This is a genomic window from Aminobacterium colombiense DSM 12261 (assembly GCF_000025885.1).
In the GTDB taxonomy this organism is placed as follows: domain Bacteria; phylum Synergistota; class Synergistia; order Synergistales; family Aminobacteriaceae; genus Aminobacterium; species Aminobacterium colombiense.
On the sequence record NC_014011.1, the window covers coordinates 174,745 to 196,010 of the forward strand.

Here is a 21,266-nt window from a genome sequence, read left to right on the forward strand (position 1 = left end):
TGACCAATGCTGACCTTTATAATACTTAATGGTTAGTAAAGGTCAAACACGCCAGGATCGAAGGGCGGTTTCACGGGGAGGTATATGATAATGGATATTTCAAAATTTACAAAAAAATCACAAGAAGCACTGTCTTCAGCTCAAGACATGGCCCTTCGCTGGGGGCAGCAGGAAGTAGATGGTGAACATTTGCTTCTGGCCCTTCTCGAGCAGTCTGAAGGGCTGATTCCCCGTATACTTCAGAAAATGAACGTGCCTGTTGATGCCTTGAAAAAGGATGTGGAGCGGGAACTAGAAAAACGTCCGCGAGTTTCCGGGCCGGGATTGGAGCCGGGGAAGATCTATATTTCTCGCCGTGTTTCTCAAATTCTTGTACAGGCGCAGGAACGGGCAGAGCGATTGAAAGATGAATATGTTTCTGTGGAGCACATTTTTTCATGCTTTTTAGAAGAGGGTTCCGCTACAGCAGCGGGTCGGATTATTGCCGGATACAACATAACCATAGAGTCTTTTCTTGAAACATTGACCGCGGTTCGGGGATCTCAGCGGGTAAGCAGCGAAAATCCGGAAGAAACCTACGAGGCCCTTGATAAATACGGTCGAGACCTGGTAAAAATGGCACGCCTTGGAAAGCTGGATCCTGTGATAGGCAGGGATGAGGAAGTGCGGAGGGTTATTCGGATACTCAGCCGAAAAACGAAGAACAATCCTGTGCTGATAGGCGATCCGGGCGTGGGTAAAACAGCCATTGTTGAAGGGCTTGCCCAGCGGATTGTTCGGGGGGACGTTCCGGAAGGGCTAAAGGATCGAAGCATTTTTGCCCTCGATATGGGGTCTCTTGTGGCCGGAGCTAAATATAGAGGGGAGTTTGAAGAACGCCTTAAGGCTGTTTTGAATGAAATAAAGACCAGCGAGGGGCGGATTATTCTTTTTATTGATGAACTGCATACCATAGTAGGAGCAGGCGCGGCGGAAGGGGCTATTGATGCGGGGAACATGCTGAAGCCCATGCTGGCCAGGGGAGAGCTTCACTGTATTGGCGCTACAACTATCGATGAATATCGGAAGCGTATCGAAAAGGACGCGGCTCTGGCCCGGCGTTTCCAGCCGGTTTTGGTAGAACAGCCTGATGTGGAAGATACCATTTCTATTTTGAGGGGTTTGAAAGAACGACTGGAGGTCCATCACGGCGTGCGTATTCGGGACAATGCCCTTGTGGGGGCGGCGGTACTTTCAAACCGTTATATAACTGATCGCTTTTTGCCTGATAAAGCCATTGATCTTGTTGATGAGGCCTGTGCCATGATCCGGACGGAGATCGATTCTTTGCCCGCTGAACTCGACGCGGCATCCCGAAAGGTGATGCAGCTTGAGATAGAGGAGGCGGCGCTCAAAAAAGAAAAAGACGCGGCCAGTCTTGAACGTCTGAGTGTTCTCCAGAAGGAACTTCAGGAGGCCCGGGAAGAAGCAGATGCCCTTCGTGCTCAGTATGAGAGCGAAAAAGAAGTCATCTCTAAAGTTCGCAAGATGCGCGAAGAAATTGACGCTGTAAAAAGAGAGATAGAAAAGGCTGAGCGGGAATATGATTTGAATAAGGCGGCGGAATTAAAACACGGGCGCCTTCCAGAATTACAGCAGCAGTTGAAAAAAGAAGAGGGGGCTCATGCCGCTGGACAAGAAGGGGATCAGCTTTTGCGGGAAGAAGTTACTGAAGATGAGATTGCCGAGATCGTTAGCCGCTGGACAGGCATTCCTGTGACTCGCCTTATGGAGGGGGAGCGGGAGAAACTTTTGAAGCTCGACGAGATTCTCCATCAGCGGGTTATTGGACAAGACGAGGCTGTTGAACTTGTGGCTGATGCGGTGATACGGGCACGGTCAGGCATCAAGGATCCCCGCAGGCCTGTAGGGTCCTTTATTTTTCTTGGTCCCACAGGGGTGGGAAAGACTGAGCTGGCTAAGACCCTTGCCGAGGCGTTGTTCGATAGTGAAGATAATATGATCCGTATCGATATGTCGGAATACATGGAAAAATTCTCTGTATCAAGGCTTATCGGAGCCCCCCCTGGCTATGTTGGATATGAGGAAGGTGGTCAGCTTACTGAGGCGGTGCGGCGTCGCCCCTATTCTGTGATTCTTTTTGATGAGATAGAGAAAGCTCACCACGATGTTTTCAATGTTTTGCTTCAAATCCTTGACGATGGCAGGGTTACAGACAGTCAGGGCCATGTGGTGGATTTTAAGAATACAGTAATCATCATGACGAGTAATATAGGGGCTCCCCTTCTTCTTGAGGGGATCACTGGAGACGGGCAGATCAAAGAAGATGCTCGCGAGGCTGTGATGAAAGAGCTGCGCCAGGCCTTTCGGCCGGAATTTCTGAACAGGGTTGATGATGTGGTTCTATTCAAGCCACTCCAGAGGCATGAGATACGCCAGATTGTCAAGCTATTAGCACAAGAGCTTCAGAAGCGTTTGAAAGATCATAGGATTGATCTTGAATTGTCAGAAGAAGCGGTAGACTATATTGCCGATGCAGGGTACGATCCAGTTTTTGGAGCCCGTCCCTTGAAGCGTTTCATCGTAAAACAGCTGGAAACCAGAATGGCACGATCTCTTGTGGCTGGAGAGGTTCGGGAAGGGAGCAAGGTATATGTCACAGTGAAAGACAAGGCCCTTGCATTTCAAACGAATCCTCCCCATCCTGACTGTTAAAGCAGAGAGTTGGCAACCTTCGTTATATTAATTGGGTATACATAAACGGGCCGGGATTTTCCAGGCCCGTTTGTATCGTATAATGGAACCTCTATAGTCTAGGGAAAATTGCTTTTAACTCTTTTCAAAGGGGCTGACAACGTGAATCGGAGAAAAAAATGCCTTGGGCTTGCGTGGGCGGTGCCTTTCTGTTGCTTATTAGTACTCGTTTCCACTCCTTCCTGGGCTTGTACAGCTGTTCTTGTGGGGAGATCCGCGAGCGCGGATGGTTCTGTGATCAATTCTCATACTGCTGATAATTGGTATGATGCAAATCTAAGGGTGGTAAAAGGACAAAAATACTCTCCGGGAACGATGATGGATGTTTACATCAACCTTTTAGGAGAAGACGCGAACCCGCCTCGGGTGATCGGCCAAATTCCTCAGGCTGAAGAAACCTACACATATTTCCACATAGGCTATTCCTGCTTCAACGAGCATCAGCTCTCCATCGGTGAGAGTACTGTTGGGCAGAAAGACGAATTAAGCGCTTTCCTTCCTGATGCGAAAGGGATTCTTACCATTGAGCAGTTGGAAATTATAGCTCTTCAACGAACAAAAACTGCTCGCGAAGCCATTAAACTTATGGGGGAGCTTGCTGAAACCTATGGATTTCTTCCTTCCTGTGTTGGTCAGGGCGAGGCTCTTACCATTGCCGATCCCAATGAGGCCTGGATTTTTGAGATTCGCAGTGTTGGTTTCATGTGGAAACCGGGAAGCGGCATCCCGGGGGCTGTCTGGGCAGCTCAGCGAGTGCCTGACGATGAAGTTGCTGTGGTAACCAACGGAAGCGTTATTACAGAGATTGATCTGAGTCAGCCCAGCTATTTTATGGCTTCTAAGAATTATCAGGATGTAGCTATACAGCATGGCTGGTACAAGCCAGGCTCCGGATGCCCTTTTAACTGGAGGGAAGCCTACTCCCCCCGTTCTGGGTATTGGTCTATGTATAGCGACTGGATTCGGCAAAGGCTCCATTATCTTTTTAAAACACTGGATCCTTCCAAGGAATGGGATCCGAACGCAGATGTTTCTTTTTATCCCTTTTCTATTAAGCCAAAGAAAAAAATATCCGTTCAAGATGTGATGACCATGCAACGTTCTACCCTTGAAGGAACGCCTTTCAACATGGAGGATAATCCAGCCTGGCTTGTTCCCGATGTTAATGGCAAACTTGTAAAAAGCGAGTTGGCAACTCCCTTCCCAGACAACTCTATGCGTGACCTCTTGAATATTCCATATCACCGGCCTATTTCGGCTAAAACATCCTATAGTTTTGTTTCACAATCCAGAAGCTGGCTTCCTGCCCCTGTAGGCGGAATATTGTGGTTTTCTATGGGACATCCCCATATGGGAGTTTATGTGCCGGTTTATGCTGGAACCACCATTATCCCGAAAGAATGGCAAAATTTCAAGATAGGCCGTTTTGACCAATCTTCTGCCAGATGGGTATTCTATTTGGCTGCTGATCTGGTGAATCGGCGTTATCAATTAGCTTTTCGAGATATGGAGCAGGTTCGCGTTCCCTTTGAAAGGGAATTGTTTGAGAAACAGGCAGAGATTGAAAAAAAGGCAGTGAAATTGTGGAGCTCTTCTCCAGAGTTGGGTACCGCTTATTTGAATGAGATTTCTAACAATGGGATGAAAGATGCCATGGAAAAATGGTGGGATCTCTGTACCCTTCTCATCTCCAAATATATGTGGGGCAGGGTCTGGTGAGAATGAGAAAAAGGTTTCGGATAGCAGCTTTTCTTTTTACCGCTTTTCTGATTGTTTTTATCTCTCTTTCTCCGAGCCGGGGGGCTGGCGCGGGAGGCCGAGTTATTTATGCGGTAGGGGACCGGGCACTGGATCCCTTTGAATTTATTAGCGAAACACAAGTACCGACGGGGTTCCTTGTTGAGCTTTTACAATCTATCGCCAGACAGAAAGAGCTTTCTTTAAACTTCAGAATGGTACGTTGGCAAGAAGTTCCAGCGCTTCTTTATTCTTCCCATGTGGATCTGTTGCTAGGAGTGGCAGATGCTCGTGGCAATGATGCCATATTGCCTCGTTTAGCGCCTGTGGTAAATATTCCACCGTCTTCTTCACAAACAGACCAGCGTGGAGTTGGGTTGCCTAATGTTTCTGGAAAAGAAATAGGACAATATTATTTCTCCCTTCCAGTGCTTAAAGTTCCCTATTCCATTTTTACACGAAAAGGCTTGGGCGGCAGCCGCTTGAGTGACGTTTCCGGTAAAGCCATTGTTGTAGAGCAGGGCAGCGCTGAAGAAGAATATCTCCGCTTGAGCGGCCTGGCTTCAGAGATCGTATTGGCAAGCCATCCGGTGGAGATCGTTCATCTTCTTTCATCGGGGCAATATGACTTTGCCCTCATGAACCTTTATCAGGGATTGGCTATCTGTAAAAAAATTTCTATTGCAAATGTGGTCGCCACGTCTTTGAACCTTTTTAGCAAAGATTGGGGATACACTGTTGCCCATGGGGATATATCTTTGGCGGGGATATTACGAGAAGGCCTTGCTGATTCCCGCCGCAATGGTACTTACGACAGGCTCTATCGCAAGTGGTTTGATGAATACAGGCAGGATGGGAGAATCGATAAAGGACTGATAATAAAAGTAGTAGGCGGCTTTGCCATTGCTATAATCCTTATTCTCTTATGGAACTTGTCCCTTAAAAGACAGGTGACCAGGATTGTAAGAGAGAGAGAGAGGCTGATAGACTTTATTCGTGATGGTATTTTAGCTATAGATAATCGCGGTCGTATCACCCTTATTAACCGTTCTGCGCGCAAGCTTCTGAATATGACTTCTGATGTAGAAGGGCAGGATGTAGACAGCCTTGTGCCTGAAATCAACCTCACAGGGGTTCTAACGTCTGGGGAAACAGCCTATGACCTCGAACAGAACGTTGGGGGAACCCCCCTGGTAATAAACAAAATTCCTGTGGTGTTAAATAATCAAGTGGCTGGGGCCATTGCCAGTTTTCGTGACATGTCTGAAATTCATGCGATGGCAGAAGAGATGACAGGCGTTCGTATGTACGTGGATTCCTTACGGGTCCAGAACCATGAGTTTGTAAATAAACTCCAGGCCATCTCCGGTCTTATACAGCTGGGCAAATATGAGCGGGCTTTGACTTTTATCGCTCAGGAACAAGCTCCGGGACAAATAACGGCTTCTTTGATTGCAGAAAGAATTAAGAACCCCGCGGTAGGGGGTATCCTTTTGGGGAAATTAGGGCGATGCCGAGAGTTGGGTATAGAGTGCGAGATTACTCCCGATAGTTATTGCGGCGAGCTTGCAGCAATCAGCGACCAGGCACTTGTCATTATCATCGGGAACCTCATGGAAAATGCCATAGAAGCTGTACTCAATCTTCGTGACCGGAAAGGTAAAATATCTTTTTCTATTTTTGACGAGTCGAATCAGATAATGCTATGTGTTTGGGATAACGGGGGAAAACTTTCTAAAGAAAAGGCAAGTAAAATTTTTGAGAAAGGGTTTTCCACCAAAGCCCGTCCCCGTACTTCTGGATATGGACTTTACAACATCAGGAGAATGGTGGATGCGCTGGGGGGAGACATCTCTTTAGATTTCAGTTTTGATGAATTTACTGAGTTTATTGTTACCCTTCCCAATAGAGAAGGAGGAGATTTTTTTGAATAAGATAGAGGTTCTCGTAGTTGAGGATGATCCTATGGTGGCGGAGATACACCAAAATTTTATTAATAGCTTAGAAGATTTTCGCGTTGTTGCAGTGGCTGGAGATGGCGCAAAAGCTCTTGAGCTGTTAGATGTGTTGCCGATTCGCCTTTTAATCCTTGATATCTTTCTTCCAGGTCTTGACGGTTTGAATACTCTGCGTAAAATACGAGAACTGCAAAAGAATGTTGACGTAATTATCGTTTCAGCATCCAGAGATGTAAGCACTGTAAACGAAGCTATTCAGGCTGGAGCATTCGATTATATTGTAAAGCCCTTTGTATATGAACGGTTGAAAGCCTCTTTGGAATCTTTCAGACAAATGGAAGTTAAGCTTAAAAGAGGGCCACGAGACGTGGATCAAGCAGATATAGACAGCCTTTTTCAGGTTAAAAGCTATAAAAATTACCAATCATCACTTCCTAAAGGTTTGAATCCGGAAATGCTGAAAAAGGTGGAGAGCCTTTTGCGGCGAACCAGCGATTCCCTTTCTGCTGTGGAAGTGGCGGAATCCCTTAATGTTTCGCGAATAACCGCAAGGCGGTATTTGGAATATTTTGTAGCTTCTGGGAAAGCTATAATGAAAAGGGAATATCAGGATGTAGGACGTCCTATTAACAAATATAAACTCATTTAAACATAGCTACAGATTAATTTAGACGTTATAGGGGGGCTTAAAGCCCCCCTATTGTTTTGTTCATTTAGTTCAAATCTATAAAGCCAGACGTAGACTATATTGAGGATCTTTTTTTATTCTTTAATTTTAAACAAAACATTACACTCGTGAACGAAAAAAACTAAAATCTTGTTGTCCTGCCCTCTTCAAGCTACCATTTCATGCGAAAAATTGAACTTATTTATCTATTGAGGAGGGAAACATATGAAACTTAAGACAATGAACCCAAAAAGCTTCTTGCTTTTTGGAGTGGTATTCCTTTCTGCCGCTCTTTTTTTTGCAGGCGCAGCAAGTGCTGCTGAAATGCCTGCTGTGGAAGCACCTGTTATTGTAACTACCTGTGGACAGAGTCCGGGCGCCGTCATGGTAAAAATGTCTCTTATGCAGTCTCAGATAACCCCTGCAGAGAATAAGAACACCATTATCGCCAGCGATCTCGCCGGGAAAGGGTATAAGACCCTCATCGTCACCACTGGAACCAGCGGAAAGGGAATGGGGGCCGCGGGCACAGACGTCAACAAAGAAATAGCCCGCTGCAAAGAACTCATAGAAGCCGCCAAAGCTGAGGGCATAGTTGTCATCACAGCCCACGTGGAAGGAATGGCCCGGCGGACAGACAGCGCTGACCAGGCTTCCATAGATGAAATAATGCCTCTTGGCGACGCCATACTCATCGTGGCCGGCAGCAACCCGGACGGTTACTTCACGAAGCTCGCGCAGGACAATGACAAGCCCCTTATTGAAGCAAAGGACGCTCTTTCCATTGGATCAAGCCTGAAGGAATTGAATAAGTAGCATCATAGCCCCCGATGGAATCGGGGGCTAGTTTCCTCTACAACGAGAGATCAAGAAAGGAAATGACCTCATGTTTATACATGCAGAAGTGATTTTACTTGTAATTGCCGTGGCCTTCTTTCTCCCGAAGGCCATGAAGCTGAGCACGGAGCTTTCCATGTTCGTTGCCGCCCTTGCGGGAGCGGCCGCCCACTCTGTAATGCTCCGCGTCACAGGAAGCCCTCACAATCCCGTATCCATTCTTCCCATCCGGCATATTGTGGAAGGGGCCTTCACCTACTTTGACGTCTGCCTCATCTTCCTCACCGCCACCTTCTTCATGGCCCTTCTTCGTGAAAGCGGCGGGGTGGCCTTCATTGTACGGAAGATCGTTTCTACCTTCCACAAAAGACGAACAATCTGCCTTCTGCTCCTTACTTTCGTTCTCCTTCTTCCCGGAGCCCTTACCGGGTCGGGAGCGACAACGGTTCTTACCGTAGGCGCCCTTGTGGGAGCAGTGCTTTCAGCTATGGGCGTGGATGAGACGAAACGGGCCGCCATCATCTTTTTAGGAGCGGCCATGAGCGCCGCGGCGCCTCCCATCAACCTCTGGGCCATGATGGCCGCCGCAGGCGCCAACATGCCCTATGTGGGGTTTGGGAAACCCCTTCTTGTCCTTTCAGTGGCGGGAGCCCTTTTCTCAATGTTCTGGCTCGCGGGACGGGGAGAGGGACAGGTGGACCTCGACAAGGCTCTGGCGAACCTGCCTGAAGTTCAGGAGGGGCAGAGCTGGTTCAGGGTGACCTTCCCCTTCGCCCTGCTGCTGGCCCTTGTTCTGGCGGGACGGATCTGGCCTTTCTCCATGCCCGTATTGGGACTGCCCCTGCTTTTCATGATCGCGTCCTTTGCCGTCGTGCTGCTGAGCCCCAAACGCCTTCATGTCTGGTCAGTCGCCTGCGCAACCGTCCATAACCTGACCACCCTCGTGGGGATCATGGTGGTGGTGGGCATCCTGATCCAGATCATGGCCCTGAGCGGAGCCCGGGGGCTCATCTCCCTGGCGGTGGTCACCCTTCCCCTGGGCGTGCTCTTTGCCACCCTCTTCATTATCCTGCCCCTTTCGGAAGGGCTGGTGCAGTATGCGGTGGCCCCCCTTATCGGCGTGCCCCTCATCATGCTTTTCAACATGCGGGGTTTAGATCCCATCATAGCCCTGTCGGCCATGGCCGTCATATGGCCTCTGGGCGACTGTCTGCCTCCCACCGCCGTTGTGGGACGGGCCACAGTAATGGAGCTGGGATATACGGGGCGGTACTTTCAGGATTTTGTGAAGGCCTGCCTGGTGCCCATGGCCTTCATCGCCATGCTGGGGACCCTCTTTCTCATATTTAGCACCAGATTGTCATTTCTTGGAGGCTAGATGACCATGATACTTACAAATACCATCGTTATGTACCTGTATTACGCCATAACCCTCTTCTTCGGGGGGGCAATAGTGTACAACCTCATCAAGACAGAAAAAGCCCAGGACGCGGTGCTCTACTGCATCATCCTCATGCCCTTCGTGCTGAGGCTCCTTCGGTTGAAGTAGAAGTGAGGTGGGGAGAATGAAAAACAATCTGAAAATCATCAAGATCATTTCTTTAGTCATAGCCCTGGCCTTTGCGGCCATAGCCGGACGAGATTTTTACGAGCACCGGCATTTTATGGAGCCGGTGGTTCCATCGCCGTCTTTAACTGAAGTGAAGAAGCTCTCTGATTACGAACCGAGCCTCAAGGGAACAGTCAACGACAGCAACGTGTACGTTTTCGACAGCGGCGTGCCTGGAGGGACGGCCCTGCTTATTGGAGGAAGCCATCCCGAAGAGCCTGCTGCAAACCTCACGGCTTCCCTTGTCGCCGAAAACGTGAAGGTCGAACAGGGACGGCTCTTCGTGATCATACGGTCGAGCCGGAGCGCTTCCACCTGCACTCGTATGGGCGAAGCCTATCCTGACTTTTACCATGTAAAGACCCCATGGGGCGACAAGCGTTTCCGTATGGGAGACCGGTGTACCAACCCCCTGGACTCGTGGCCTGACCCTGAGGTCTACCTCCACTACCCAAGCCGCCAGATGCTGGCCTATATGGATATACGGAATTTGAACCGGACGTGGCCTGGACGGCCCAATGGAGCTATCACCGAGCGCACGACATGGGCAATGACACAGCTTATACGCCGGGAGAAGGTGGATATGGCTGTTGACCTTCATGAAGCGGAGCTCGAGTATCCGGTGGAAAACACCATCGTAACCCATGAGAAGGGGCAATCTGTCGCGGCCATGACCTCCATGGTGCTCACGGCGGAACTCTTCGAAGTGCCCCTGAGCATGGAGTTCTCGCCTCAAGCCCTTCATGGCCTCTCCCACCGGGAGATCGGTGACCATACGGACGCAATGTCTCTGCTGGTTGAGGTGGCGGAACCCATGATAGACCGTATCCGGGGCATTACAGATGAATATCTGCTCATGACTGGCCGGGACGAGTTTGTGATGAAGGCCGGAGAGCACAAGTTGCTCTATGCTCCCATCGACGAGCGGGGCTGGCCCATCGATGTGCGGGTGGGGCGTCATTCCTCGACCTTCCAGAAGATGCTTGAATTCTACTCTTTGGAGTCACCCGACCGTCCTATCGTCATTTCAGGGGTGCCGGGCTATACGGAGGTTATAGAGAACACATTGGGAGCATATTTGTACAATCCGGAAGAGGCTCCAGAGCATAAAGTGTTTTACGACTAACAAATAGGGGGGATGAAATAAAAGAGGTACGGGAGGAGAAAGAATCCTTAAGCTTGTATTTATTTTTACGAAACAGATTCAGCAAGATAGTAACAAAAAGCGTGTATGAAACTAATAAAAGAGAGGATGGTTAAGATGAAGAAGTTGCGCCATGGAATGTTGGTAGTTTTTTCGTTCTTACTTATAGCCTTAATGGCGATGTCTGCTTGGGGTTGCACGGATATAGTAGTAGGTAAAGATGCTTCCGCAGATGGTTCTGTAATTACATCCCATACAGCAGACGGGGCTTTTTACGATGCAAGAGTCCGCACTATTCCTGGTAAGACTTTCCCAGCAGGAAGCAAGGTAGATGTCTTCTGGAATATCGGTATGGATGAAGATTTTGAGCCTGTAAAAATTGGCGAGATTCCTCAGGTTGAAAAGACATATACCTATTTCCACGTAGGCTACCCCTTCATGAATGAGCATGGTGTAGCTATTGGAGAAAGCACCATTGGCCAGAAAGATGAATTGAAAACTTTCCGACCAGATGCAAAAGCACTTTTGACCATTGAACAGCTTGAAGTCTTTGCCCTTCAGAGAGCAAAAACAGCCCGTGAAGCAATCACTGTTATTGGAGAACTTGCAGAGAAGCACGGGTTTCTTCCTTCATGCGGAACAGAGGGAGAAAGTCTCACCATCACCGACGCTGAGGAAGCCTGGCTTTTTGAGATTCGCAGCGCTGGCTTTATGTGGACTCCCGAAAGTGGCAAGCCCGGTGCTGTATGGGTAGCTCAGAGAGTTCCCGATGATGGCGTAGTTGTAATCCCTAACATGAGCCGTATCAGAGAGATCGATGTTAACGACAAAAAGAATTTTATGGCTTCAAAGGATTACATGCAGTTGGCCATCGACAACGGTTGGTACGATCCCAATAGCGGAAAGCCCTTTATCTGGCAGGAGGCTTACTCTCCCCTTACCGGAAACGAAGACTGGTCCCTTTCCTCCATGTGGATCCGCAATAGACTTTACACTCTTTACAGCCAGCTCGACCCCTCCCGCGAATGGGATCCCTATGCAGAAACTATGAGTTACCCCTTTGCAGTTAAGCCCCAGAAGAAACTTTCTGTGCAGGACGTAATGACAATGCTTCGTGGGCATATGGCAGGAACTCCCTTTGATATGGAAGCTGAAAATGCATGGAACGTTCGCGAAGGCGACAATATGGTAAAGAGCCCCCTCGCAACACCATTTGCAACAAAAGACGTTCGCAACCTTCTTGGAATCCCCTATAACAGACCCATATCAAAATGGGACTGTGCGTATAGCTTCGTTTCTCAGGTTCGTTCAGGCTATCCCGCACCAGTAAGAACAGTCCTTTGGTTTGGCTATGACAATCCTCACACAACATGCTATGTTCCTATCTATTCCGGTGTTCTTGAAACAAAGAAAAGCTGGAGAACCTTTGACCGCAATACCTTTAGCCTTGATTCAGCCCAGTGGGCATTTATCTTGGCTGACGATCTTGTAAATCATCGTTACCAGGAAGCTATGGAAGATCTGAAAGCTGTTCGAGATCCTCTTGAGCAGGGTTTTGCCAAGCAGGTTCTTGAAGCAGATAAAAAGGCACTAGAGCTTGCGAAAAAAGATCCGGCGAAGGCTCAGGAGTATTTGACGAAATTTACAAGCGATTGCATGGAAAAAGCTGAAAAAGCCTGGTGGCAGCTTAACTGGGATCTTATTTCAAAGTACAATAACAACAAAAAGAAATAACATCATTTTTTGATGTTTAGAGCATAACAAATTTTTAATAACGTAATGTTGAAAGGCGAAACCTGGAATGGTTTCGCCTTTCATGTATTATAGGTTGGCGGAGGTGAACAGGATGATAGAAAACGGAAATCTTTATAATCGTGCAGCGAGATTTCTTGATAAAGAGATAACAGAAACTCTTATTTCTCAGGGAGCGGTTCGAATAGAGCGCATTATTTCAACAGGCCAGTGTTCGCCCAACAATTTTTGGTACGATCAGGCGGAAAATGAATGGGTCTGTGTCCTACAGGGGGAGGGGGTTATTGAGTGGCAAAACGGTTCCCGGAACATTTTAAAGCCAGGAGATTGGGTTTTTGTTCCGCCTCATGAAAAACATAGGGTTCATAGCACAACAAGTAAGCCTCCTTGCATCTGGCTTGCCTTTTTTTGGCAAAAATAATACGCCCCGTGGGTTTTTTTTCCAGTTATAACGTGTTACGATATTCAAGGTTCTTATACTATTCAGGGGGCATTTAATAATGAGTGAACGAAGTGTAACTGTTGCAGATCGTCCAAACTTTAAGCTTTCTCTTCTTTCTATAGGGCATTTTTTTAACGACCTTTATGCCGCTTTTTTGCCGACATTTGTTCCTACAATTATTTCTAGGCTTGGGATTACCATGGCCCAGGCAGGGGCGCTCAACTCAGTGGTAGGAGTTATGCATATTTTTCTTCAGCCATTGCTAGGGTATGTTTCTGATCGTACGGCCCGTTCCTATCTTATAATGTGGGGTCCTATACTGACGTGTCTCGGTGCAACCTTTCTCCCTGGTTCCCCAACCTATGGCATGGCCCTCTTTTTTGTAGGGCTTTGGGGAATTGGCAGCGCTACTTTTCATCCTCAGGGGCATGGAGGAGTAGGACACGTTGTTCCCAGGGACAAGCTGACTGTTTCTTTGGCAGTTTTTGCCGTGGCTGGAAACATTGGAGTGACGGTCAGCCCTCTTTTTGCCGTTGCTTTAACGAAAATAGTGGGTATAGAGAAAATTCCATATATAGCTATAATCCCAGTTTTAATACTGGCATTTGCCATTTATAGGTACATGCCGGTGTTGAGTGATGAGGTGACGGAATTCCCTAAAGATCAAGGGGGGCTCTTCCACTCCATTTTTTCCGTTTTTGCGGTAATCTACCCAGTCTGGATCGTTTCTATGGCACGAGATGCTACGAGTCAGGGAATACGTTTCTTTTTGCCTATTCGTATTGTCGCAGAGGGCGGCGATATCGGGATGGTAGGGACAGTCCTCTTTATAGTTATGTTGGGCAGTACCATTGCCATGCTGATAAGCGGCAAGCTTTCAGATCGGTGGGGAAAAGTGCGGGTGCTCACCCTTATTCTCATTGCAGGGCCGGCAATCATGATTCCGGCAACCTATGTGAAGGGCAATATGTCTCTTGTTTTGTATATATTGGGCACATCCCTCATTAACTCAAGCATGCCCATAACCGCAGCTGTGGCGCAGGAGCAGGTGCCTAACTCACGAGGTGTTGCAAGCTCTATAGTGATGGGGCTTTCATGGGGTGTGGCCAATCTGCTTACAGGGCCCTTAGGAAAGGTTGCTGACGTTTTTGGCATACCCACCACAATGTTGTTCATAGCTCTGCTTCCATTGTTGGCGTTACCCGTTGTCTTTTTGAAAACCTTTCGAGGAGCGCAGTAAAAAAGGTCATGAAAAAACAGGTTCGTGTCCTCATTACCGGTCATGTCCAGGGTATAGGATTTCGGACTTCGGTTCGAAGGGCAGCACGACGGCTGCATGTAACAGGATGGGTAAAAAACAACATTGATGGCAGTGTGGAGGCTCTTTTTCAAGGGGAACTTACTGATGTGAATTCGTTGTTGGAGTGGTGCGAAAAAGGGCCTTTTCTTTCTTGTGTTGAAAATGTTGAAAGTATCTGGCAGCCCCTTTTAAAGGAATTTGAGGATTTTTCTATTCATTTTGAGTAGTGGTACGTGAACACCTTATACTAAAAATGAACGGGCGTTGCCGAGGCCAGGTAATTGCTGATCTCGAATGGGAAAAGGCAGCGCCTCAATCTCATCTCGGGTAAGTCCGGGAAATTGCTGTTTTAAAATTGCCTGAACCTGGACAACTGCTTCTTTATTGATATGCAGAGTGTTGTCATAGATTCGGCGGATTCTGAACATGGTTAAATCCCTTCTTCTTTCTGAGAGGGCCATTCTCCTCGTCGTTTTTTGCGAGGGAGGTTTTCAGGTTCCATGGAGGCTCCTTCCCGTTCAAAAAGGGCAGCGACCCCTCCCGATGAGAATTCCTTTTGCCGGTTGCATAAAGAAAGGCATTGCCTGTTGCATCGGCTCTGGTTGTCATCAGGTTCAGTGTAGACGGTAAGGACTCCCTCAAAATTCCGTAAGACGGTTTTTCGATCGGAACGGGAAACTACATAGTTTGGCATCACCGGAATCTTTCCGCCACCACCAGGTGCATCTACTACAAAGGTAGGGACAGCAAGTCCTGATGTATGCCCTCTCAAAAATTCCATTATTTCTACACCTTTGCCTATAGAAGTGCGAAAATGTTCTATGCCCTGGCTTAGGTCGCATTGGTAGATATAGTATGGGCGAACGCGAATTTTCAGAAGCTGCTGGTTTAGTTCCCTAAAGATGTAGGGACAGTCGTTGATCCCTTTTAAGAGGACAGACTGATTCCCAAGAGGAATGCCTGCATTGGCCAACTTTTGGCACGCATCTGCTGACTCTGGAGTGATTTCCCGTGGATGGTTGAATTGTAGGTTCATCCAGAGGGGATGGTACTTTTTCAGCATAGAGCAGAGATTGTCAGTAATCCTCATGGGCATGACAACTGGCACACGGGTTCCTATTCGAATGATTTCCACATGAGGGATGGCCCGTATTTCCCTCAAAATCCCTTCAATGCGGTCGTCTGATAGAGTTAAAGGGTCTCCGCCTGAAATAAGCACGTCCCGAATGACAGGAGTTTTTCGAATATAGTCGATACAGGCCTCTATTTCTTTTTCACTTCGTGGAAGGTCAGTTTGCCCGGCGAACCGCCGGCGAGTGCAATGTCGGCAGTACATGGAGCATTGGTCTGTGACCAGTAACAGGCAGCGGTCAGGATACCGGTGGGTCAGTCCGGGAACGGGAGAGTCCACTTCTTCATGAAGAGGATCCAGCTGGTCGGATTGAACGATCAGCGTTTCTTGCAGTGTGGGGATGCACTGCTTCCGTATAGGACAAGAAGGGTCGTTCCTGTTTATGAGAGAAGCGAAGTACGGAGTAATAGCCATTCTAAGCACATTGAGACTGCGCTTGATCATGGCTAGTTCGCTTTTTGTGAGATCCACTACCTGTTCAAGGTGTTTCGCTTCTGTAATACGGTTAGCCATCTGCCAGTGCCAGTTGTTCCACAGTTCTTCCCCGGCCTCTTCTCGGAGGTCCCGTACTTTAGGCAGGGGGAAGGGTTTTCTTTCCATCCTATCGCGCGGCTTTAATCTTTTTTGTGTAGATGACAAGGTCATCACCTTCCCCATAAAAATCTTGGATCCGTCCGTTTTCTGAATAACCGGCCACCTCATAGAAATGGCGCTGACCGGCGTAGCCGCTTTTACCTGAAGTTTCTACCCGTATAACTGCTTGTTTATTGTTCTGAAGCATCTCTTCTTCCATTTTTTTCTGAAGCTTCAGGCCGATTCCCTGCCTTTGGGAACGGGGGTTTACGATGATCCAGTAGAGATCCCATGCAAATTCTGTCATAGGAGTAGGGCCATAAATAATGAATCCGGAGAGGGTTCCATTACGCCGCTCTTCTAAAAGGAAGTAGTCCTTTGATGGATTTTCTTGCCACTCAAAAAGCACTTCTTCGAGAACGGAACATTCCTCTGAAGAGAAAGCCTTAGTATCCCTTGCTATGGACAGGTGTTCACCGATGGTATAATCAGTTGTTCTCATGATCGTCCCTCTTTTTGTAATTCAGGATTGCAAGTTGAAGTATTTTCATTACAAGTTGTTCATAAGTTTTCCCTTTTTGCATATACTGTCTTGCCATGCCGCTATCTCTGGTAAGAGCGGGATTGGGATTAATATCCATCACGAATAGATGTCCCTGATTTTCACGCAGATCCACCCGAAAATAACCTTTGCAGCCTGCCACCAGAGCTGCCCTGGATGCCATGTGGAGAATGGTTTCTTTAAGAGAATAGTCAAGATCTATTTCTTCTGGCCAGAGATTCCACTCAGGACTGTTTTCATTCCACTTTGCATCGTAGGAAAGGTACGCTGGACATTCTGGGTAACGACTGTAATCAAGAGTCCAGAGGCCTACAGGACTAAAAGGACCGTTGTCAACAAAACTTACACAGTACTCCGGTCCAGAAAGAAACTCCTGGATGAGTATGCCGTCGGGGAATTTGGCAAGTTTTTCTGTGACACTTTCCTGTAATTCCTCTTCGTTAAAAACTAGAGACTTTTTGTCGATGCCTACACTGCCATCCTCACGGCAAGGTTTGATAAAAAGGGGAAAAGAGATGTTTTCCAACGTTCCCAATGTTTCTTTTCCTTTTAAGAAGTAGCTTAAGGGCACAGGAATGCCCGCGGTTTTTAACTGTTGATGAAGCGTGTGTTTATCGATGCAAAGCCGCAGAGCTCCAGAAGGATTTCCAGTAAAAGTGAGGTTATTCTTTTCTAGAATTTCACAAAAAGAAGCTTCAAGCCACGGCTCTGAACCAAAACCCTCAAAGAGGTTAAAAACGCATAGGGGTTGGTACTCATTTATGCGTTGAACGAGGTGCTTCGGATCAGCAAGGTCAGCTGGAAAGATATCAAGATTGTAGATAGAGTAGCCCTGAGAAGACAAAACACACCCCACATCTTCACGACAAATAAGGCAGTCGAGAAGATCCTGACGGTGGGTATATTCTTTGGCTGCGGCAATAAGTACCGGACGTTGACCGCTACCTGGAGGTTCTGTAGGCTGTTCCTTACTGGTCATGATCAAGCCTTCTCCCTTACCAGTTCTGGTTTGTTGAGGCAAGGAGCACACAAACCATATCTTGAGAAGGCCTCGCGAAGGATGGTTTGAATGAGTTCCGAATATTCCCCTCCGCTGAGCCGATAAAGGATCGGAAGATCGCTATATGCGGGAGACAGCCCAGGCAGGGGGTTGATGTCTATAACCCGGGGTTGCCCCTTGTCATCGAGACGGAAATCGATCCGTGCTATATCACGAAGTTCGAGGGCCTTGAAAGCGCGGACAGCAAGATCCCCGATCTTTTTTCTGAGTTGAGGGCTCATTGAATCAGGCCCAGAGTATCGAATCCGTTCCAGATAGTTTCTTTTCTCTTCAAGGGAGTACAAAAAAGAGCTATTTTCAGTTACTGGTGTAATAGACATCATGCCAATGCATTTGGGCTGAGTGTTGCCAGCGACACCTGCTGTTATTTCTATCCCAGGCAAAAATTCCTCTACAATTGCTGGTTGGTTGTAACGTTCCCATATCCGCTTGATACACGTCTTTACTTTCTCTGGTGTATCCGCAATGGAATCAAGAAAAATTCCCTTTGATGACCCTTCCCAGCGAGGCTTAATGATATATTTTTGACAGGTGTTAAAAATAACTTTCTTTTCTGTCGTATCTTGTGGCAGTTTGGCGACATAGTTTTTGGGTGCAGGAATATTTGAAGCCCGAAGGACATGGGACGTAAGAACCTTGTCCAGAGCTATGGCAAGGGACGCAGAGTCTGAGCCGCTAAAAGGGATGTTGAGGCTTTCAAGAATACAGGGGACCTGGGATTCTCTCCCCCTGTAGTTTCCAAGACCTTCCGCTATATTCAGCACAAAATCAGGAGCAATAGAGTCGAGTTTCTGTAGAAGGAGCTCATTCTGTTCAAACAAGAAAACCTGAAAACCAAGAGAAGCGATTTCGTTGGACAATGCTTCTACTGTTTCCAGGCAATCGTATTCTTCATATATATCGTCAGGCTCATCGGCCTGAGCATCTTTTCGCAAATTATAGGTAATGCCTATAACTTGAACTTCTTTTTTCCGCTTCTTCAGCGGTAAAGGATTTTCTCGTTCCTCCTCATGGCGACGTTCCATGTTCTCAACCCCCGATACTATTTGATGGTGATTTTCTTCCCGCAAAGGAAGGGCCTATTTCCTTAAAAGTTTTTCTGAATTTCTGTAAGCCTATTGGCTCATTTTTCCCTCCCATTAAGCGGATGTGCCGCTATTTAATCGTGGGTTCTTGAGCGGATTATATTCCTTTTTGGTACAAATACAATAGGGGAATTATATGAAAATGACATAGAATAAAGCGGGGCCAGAACAGGCCCCGCTTTGTTTTTAGAACCTGAAAAGGGATGCGACATTTGTCACATCAGGCATATGGTCTGGTGTGAGGACATAGACTCGTCCCCCTCGCAAGAGAGTGTGGGAGGCTATAAAATCAAGAAGGTCTATGTCCCCTGGTTGTTTTTCCGGATGCACTGTGGCCTTGAATGTTTTTTCGTCAAAAAGGCCCCAGACTTGTTCTCCAACAGCTACAAAAACAGTATCAACTTTTCCAGTGAACGCAGCCGTCACTGTTTCTTCGATATCGCAAGAAGTTTTGCCCGTTCCCCTCATGTCGATGTAACGTTCTGCCCAGATTTGTTCTTCTTTTTTCAAATGGGGAAAAACAATTTCCCATCCTTTTTCTCCAAGTTCTTTAGGGCTGTATGCATCGGGGTTTCCGTAGATGCCTTCGTTGAGCAAGTGGGGGTAAGTGTTGGCTTCTCTGTATATGGAATGGAGATAATCAACACCAGCTAAAATGAGAGGAGACTGTTCTCCTTCGAGAAGATCTGTAATCCCCTTATCAATTGTTTGAAAATATTTGAGAATATATTTTTTTTCTACTTCCGCTCCCATAACCTGGCCTCTGACGACGGTGCCCTTCATGCCGCTGGTTCCAGATCCGGCAACATGGTATTGAAGTTGTCGTTGCGGAGTGTCGAAACCGAGGGCGTCCGATACATTTTTAGGGAGATTGTCCACATCTATTTCTCTCGTGCTTGTGCGGGTGCCCTCTAGAAGCCGAACTCCTTTCTGGCTAATGCCGAGGATAAAGAATTTCCCCTCTCCGCTTAAAAGGGGGAAAAGGGGTTTCAAGTGAAATCTCTCTGCAACCACCACGAGGTCTGAAAATGAAAAAGGCTCATTATATATTTTAAAGATATTTGAGGAAAGAAAGAGAGCCAGCCCATTTTCGAGATTCTGCCAAAAAACAGAGTTCACTAAAAGTTTTTTTGCCTGCTCAAGAAAGGCCTCAGCTTCCTGCTCTTTCATTCCAAGGTCTTTCAACGCTTTTTCACCATCCTGAAGCAAAGACTTAAAACGTATTTGTGCTTGTCGGGGGTCTCCTGATGACGGGTTTGTCATATACAGAGAGAGGCAAGGTCCCTGACCTTTTTCTAAAAGTTCCTTTAACACTTCTCTGGTCAGTATTTCCATATATACTCCTCCCTTCATTCCATATAACTCGACTGCGCGCTCCTTTTCAAAAGAGATTTTTAAGAAAGGGCAAGGGGGATTATGGCTTCTGAGTTAATGACTCTGAACGTAAAGGACTCTGTTAGGAAAAAAGTTCCTTTTCGAGAGTCATTGCCAATGAAACCAAGGGAAAGATCCTGTCCTACTACAAGTTCCATATCACCGCCCCGCATGGAGACGAGAAAAGATTCTTTTTCATGGGTAGAAAGAATAACGGGACCCTCAAGAACCTCCTTGACATTTTTGAAAAGAGGATAGCATTCAGAGAGAGAATAAAGAGATTTCCAGAGAGTTGGGGAGGCAACAAGGGCATAAGGGCCCTCTATGGCGTCTTGCTGGAAACGATAAATGCCAGAGCTGATAACCTCCATTACTCCTCGGGCAGAGGACGTATCTCTTATTTTCAATGTTCTATCCTTTGCTGTTTCCCATAATCCTTCTATCCCGGCCGATGGGAGGCCTTCGTACACAGCTTTCTCTTCGAAGGCGGCTATACGGCGGGCTGCTTCATCCAATGGAGAAAGGTCCGGGTTTTTCAGGCCCCGTGTAATGTTATCAAGCTCCCACAGATCAAGGTCGAAAGTTACCCGGGATTCTACAAGTGGAAGAACTTGGTGAATTCCGTAGGCCACATTTCCTTCAGAAGTTTCATGGGGGATGTCGAGCCTGCCGCAGGGGTGAGCGGCATAATCCCAACCCTTAGGGCCGATAACATCTATAAACTTTCGGGCTGAAAGGTGAGATTCAAGAACACGCTTGGCTTGTTCATCCATTTCATGCCACGCTTCAGAACTTACCATTACTGTTGATCTTCTGAGTATGTCCATATAGGAATCCTCCTTATTAAATCTTTAAGGTATATTTATCTATTCTTTAAGACTGCCTATATTGAGGCTTCCCGAAAGTATTTCACTTTTTTCTGTGGAATCTTCGGTGGCAGCTTCCTCCATTGCGAGCAGTGAACTTTCAGTAAAAAGATACTGGCGGAGTTCTTTGTCCCAGCCCGGCATGTTACGTCGCAGCCATTCTATGAGCATCACCGCATGTTCTATCTCCTCATCTCTGTTATGCCCAAGAAGAGCCTTCAGATCTTTGTCCTCAGTGGCGGCAACTCGCTGGTTATACCAGTTAATAGCTTCCAGTTCTTCTTGCATGCTTTTTAATGCCATAGCACATCTGCGGGTCAAATCATCAAGGTGTTCCACAGGTTCCGTATACTGCATTGTTTCACTCCCCTCCAAAGATAGAAATGGCGGGCAGGCCATATGGCCTGCCCGCCT

General features: G+C 47.3%; 20 protein-coding genes. 12 read left to right on the forward strand and 8 right to left on the reverse strand.

Annotation, left to right across the window (positions count from 1 at the left end):
• Nucleotides 1-90: 90 nt before the first annotated feature.
• From clpB to AMICO_RS00885, 12 genes are all read left to right on the forward strand, one after another.
• Complete coding sequence (clpB, locus tag AMICO_RS00830; protein ID WP_013047585.1) at nt 91-2,715, forward strand: ATP-dependent chaperone ClpB; 2,625 nt, start codon at nt 91-93, stop codon at nt 2,713-2,715.
• 141 nt (nt 2,716-2,856) lie between these two features.
• Complete coding sequence (locus tag AMICO_RS00835) at nt 2,857-4,473, forward strand: dipeptidase (RefSeq protein ID WP_052292779.1); 1,617 nt, start codon at nt 2,857-2,859, stop codon at nt 4,471-4,473.
• A gap of 2 nt (nt 4,474-4,475) precedes the next feature.
• On the forward strand, nt 4,476-6,425 hold the full coding sequence (locus AMICO_RS00840; RefSeq protein ID WP_013047587.1) for an ATP-binding protein: 1,950 nt from the start codon (nt 4,476-4,478) through the stop codon (nt 6,423-6,425).
• Nucleotides 6,418-7,098, forward strand: a complete 681-nt coding sequence (locus tag AMICO_RS00845; RefSeq protein ID WP_013047588.1) for a response regulator — start codon at nt 6,418-6,420, stop codon at nt 7,096-7,098. Before AMICO_RS00840 ends, AMICO_RS00845 begins: the two co-directional genes overlap by 8 nt.
• Before the next feature lie 243 nt (nt 7,099-7,341).
• A complete protein-coding gene (locus AMICO_RS00850; RefSeq protein WP_013047589.1) occupies nt 7,342-7,932 on the forward strand; it encodes a DUF6305 family protein in 591 nt (196 codons plus the stop codon).
• A gap of 70 nt (nt 7,933-8,002) precedes the next feature.
• Entirely contained in the window at nt 8,003-9,331 is a 1,329-nt protein-coding gene (locus AMICO_RS00855; protein WP_013047590.1) for a hypothetical protein, read from the forward strand.
• 6 nt (nt 9,332-9,337) lie between these two features.
• Nucleotides 9,338-9,502, forward strand: a complete 165-nt coding sequence (locus AMICO_RS10130; RefSeq protein WP_013047591.1) for a hypothetical protein — start codon at nt 9,338-9,340, stop codon at nt 9,500-9,502.
• Nucleotides 9,503-9,518: 16 nt separating this feature from the next.
• The gene (locus AMICO_RS00865; protein ID WP_013047592.1) at nt 9,519-10,688 is read left to right on the forward strand and encodes a M14 family metallopeptidase; all 1,170 of its coding nucleotides are present in this window, start codon (nt 9,519-9,521) and stop codon (nt 10,686-10,688) included.
• A gap of 135 nt (nt 10,689-10,823) precedes the next feature.
• Nucleotides 10,824-12,440: a dipeptidase gene (locus tag AMICO_RS00870; RefSeq protein WP_013047593.1), complete on the forward strand. Its 1,617-nt coding sequence runs from the start codon at nt 10,824-10,826 to the stop codon at nt 12,438-12,440.
• 112 nt (nt 12,441-12,552) lie between these two features.
• Nucleotides 12,553-12,879, forward strand: coding sequence for a cupin domain-containing protein (locus AMICO_RS00875; RefSeq protein WP_013047594.1), 327 nt, complete (start codon nt 12,553-12,555; stop codon nt 12,877-12,879).
• Nucleotides 12,880-12,958: 79 nt separating this feature from the next.
• Nucleotides 12,959-14,140, forward strand: coding sequence for an MFS transporter (locus AMICO_RS00880; protein WP_013047595.1), 1,182 nt, complete (start codon nt 12,959-12,961; stop codon nt 14,138-14,140).
• 8 nt (nt 14,141-14,148) lie between these two features.
• Nucleotides 14,149-14,427 carry an acylphosphatase gene (locus tag AMICO_RS00885; RefSeq protein ID WP_013047596.1) on the forward strand — a complete coding sequence of 93 codons (279 nt, stop codon included), beginning with the start codon at nt 14,149-14,151 and terminating at the stop codon, nt 14,425-14,427.
• 15 nt (nt 14,428-14,442) lie between these two features.
• Here AMICO_RS00885 and AMICO_RS00890 read toward each other — a convergent pair whose 3' ends face one another.
• The 8 genes from AMICO_RS00890 to AMICO_RS00925 form a co-directional block, all read right to left on the reverse strand.
• Nucleotides 14,443-14,628 carry a hypothetical protein gene (locus AMICO_RS00890; RefSeq protein WP_013047597.1) on the reverse strand — a complete coding sequence of 62 codons (186 nt, stop codon included), beginning with the start codon at nt 14,626-14,628 and terminating at the stop codon, nt 14,443-14,445.
• Between the two features lie 2 nt (nt 14,629-14,630).
• Nucleotides 14,631-15,932 carry a lysine 2,3-aminomutase gene (gene kamA, locus AMICO_RS00895; protein WP_013047598.1) on the reverse strand — a complete coding sequence of 434 codons (1,302 nt, stop codon included), beginning with the start codon at nt 15,930-15,932 and terminating at the stop codon, nt 14,631-14,633.
• Nucleotide 15,933: 1 nt separating this feature from the next.
• Nucleotides 15,934-16,407 carry a GNAT family N-acetyltransferase gene (locus AMICO_RS00900; RefSeq protein WP_013047599.1) on the reverse strand — a complete coding sequence of 158 codons (474 nt, stop codon included), beginning with the start codon at nt 16,405-16,407 and terminating at the stop codon, nt 15,934-15,936.
• Nucleotides 16,394-17,446, reverse strand: coding sequence for a D-alanine--D-alanine ligase family protein (locus AMICO_RS00905; RefSeq protein WP_013047600.1), 1,053 nt, complete (start codon nt 17,444-17,446; stop codon nt 16,394-16,396). Before AMICO_RS00905 ends, AMICO_RS00900 begins: the two co-directional genes overlap by 14 nt.
• Nucleotides 17,447-17,448: 2 nt before the next feature.
• Nucleotides 17,449-18,552, reverse strand: a complete 1,104-nt coding sequence (locus tag AMICO_RS00910; protein ID WP_013047601.1) for a D-alanine--D-alanine ligase family protein — start codon at nt 18,550-18,552, stop codon at nt 17,449-17,451.
• A 246-nt stretch (nt 18,553-18,798) separates the two neighbouring features.
• Nucleotides 18,799-19,947: a baeRF7 domain-containing protein gene (locus AMICO_RS00915; protein ID WP_013047602.1), complete on the reverse strand. Its 1,149-nt coding sequence runs from the start codon at nt 19,945-19,947 to the stop codon at nt 18,799-18,801.
• A gap of 59 nt (nt 19,948-20,006) precedes the next feature.
• Nucleotides 20,007-20,813, reverse strand: a complete 807-nt coding sequence (locus tag AMICO_RS00920; RefSeq protein WP_013047603.1) for a family 1 encapsulin nanocompartment shell protein — start codon at nt 20,811-20,813, stop codon at nt 20,007-20,009.
• 39 nt (nt 20,814-20,852) lie between these two features.
• A complete protein-coding gene (locus tag AMICO_RS00925; protein ID WP_041459427.1) occupies nt 20,853-21,209 on the reverse strand; it encodes an encapsulin-associated ferritin-like protein in 357 nt (118 codons plus the stop codon).
• Nucleotides 21,210-21,266: the final 57 nt, after the last annotated feature.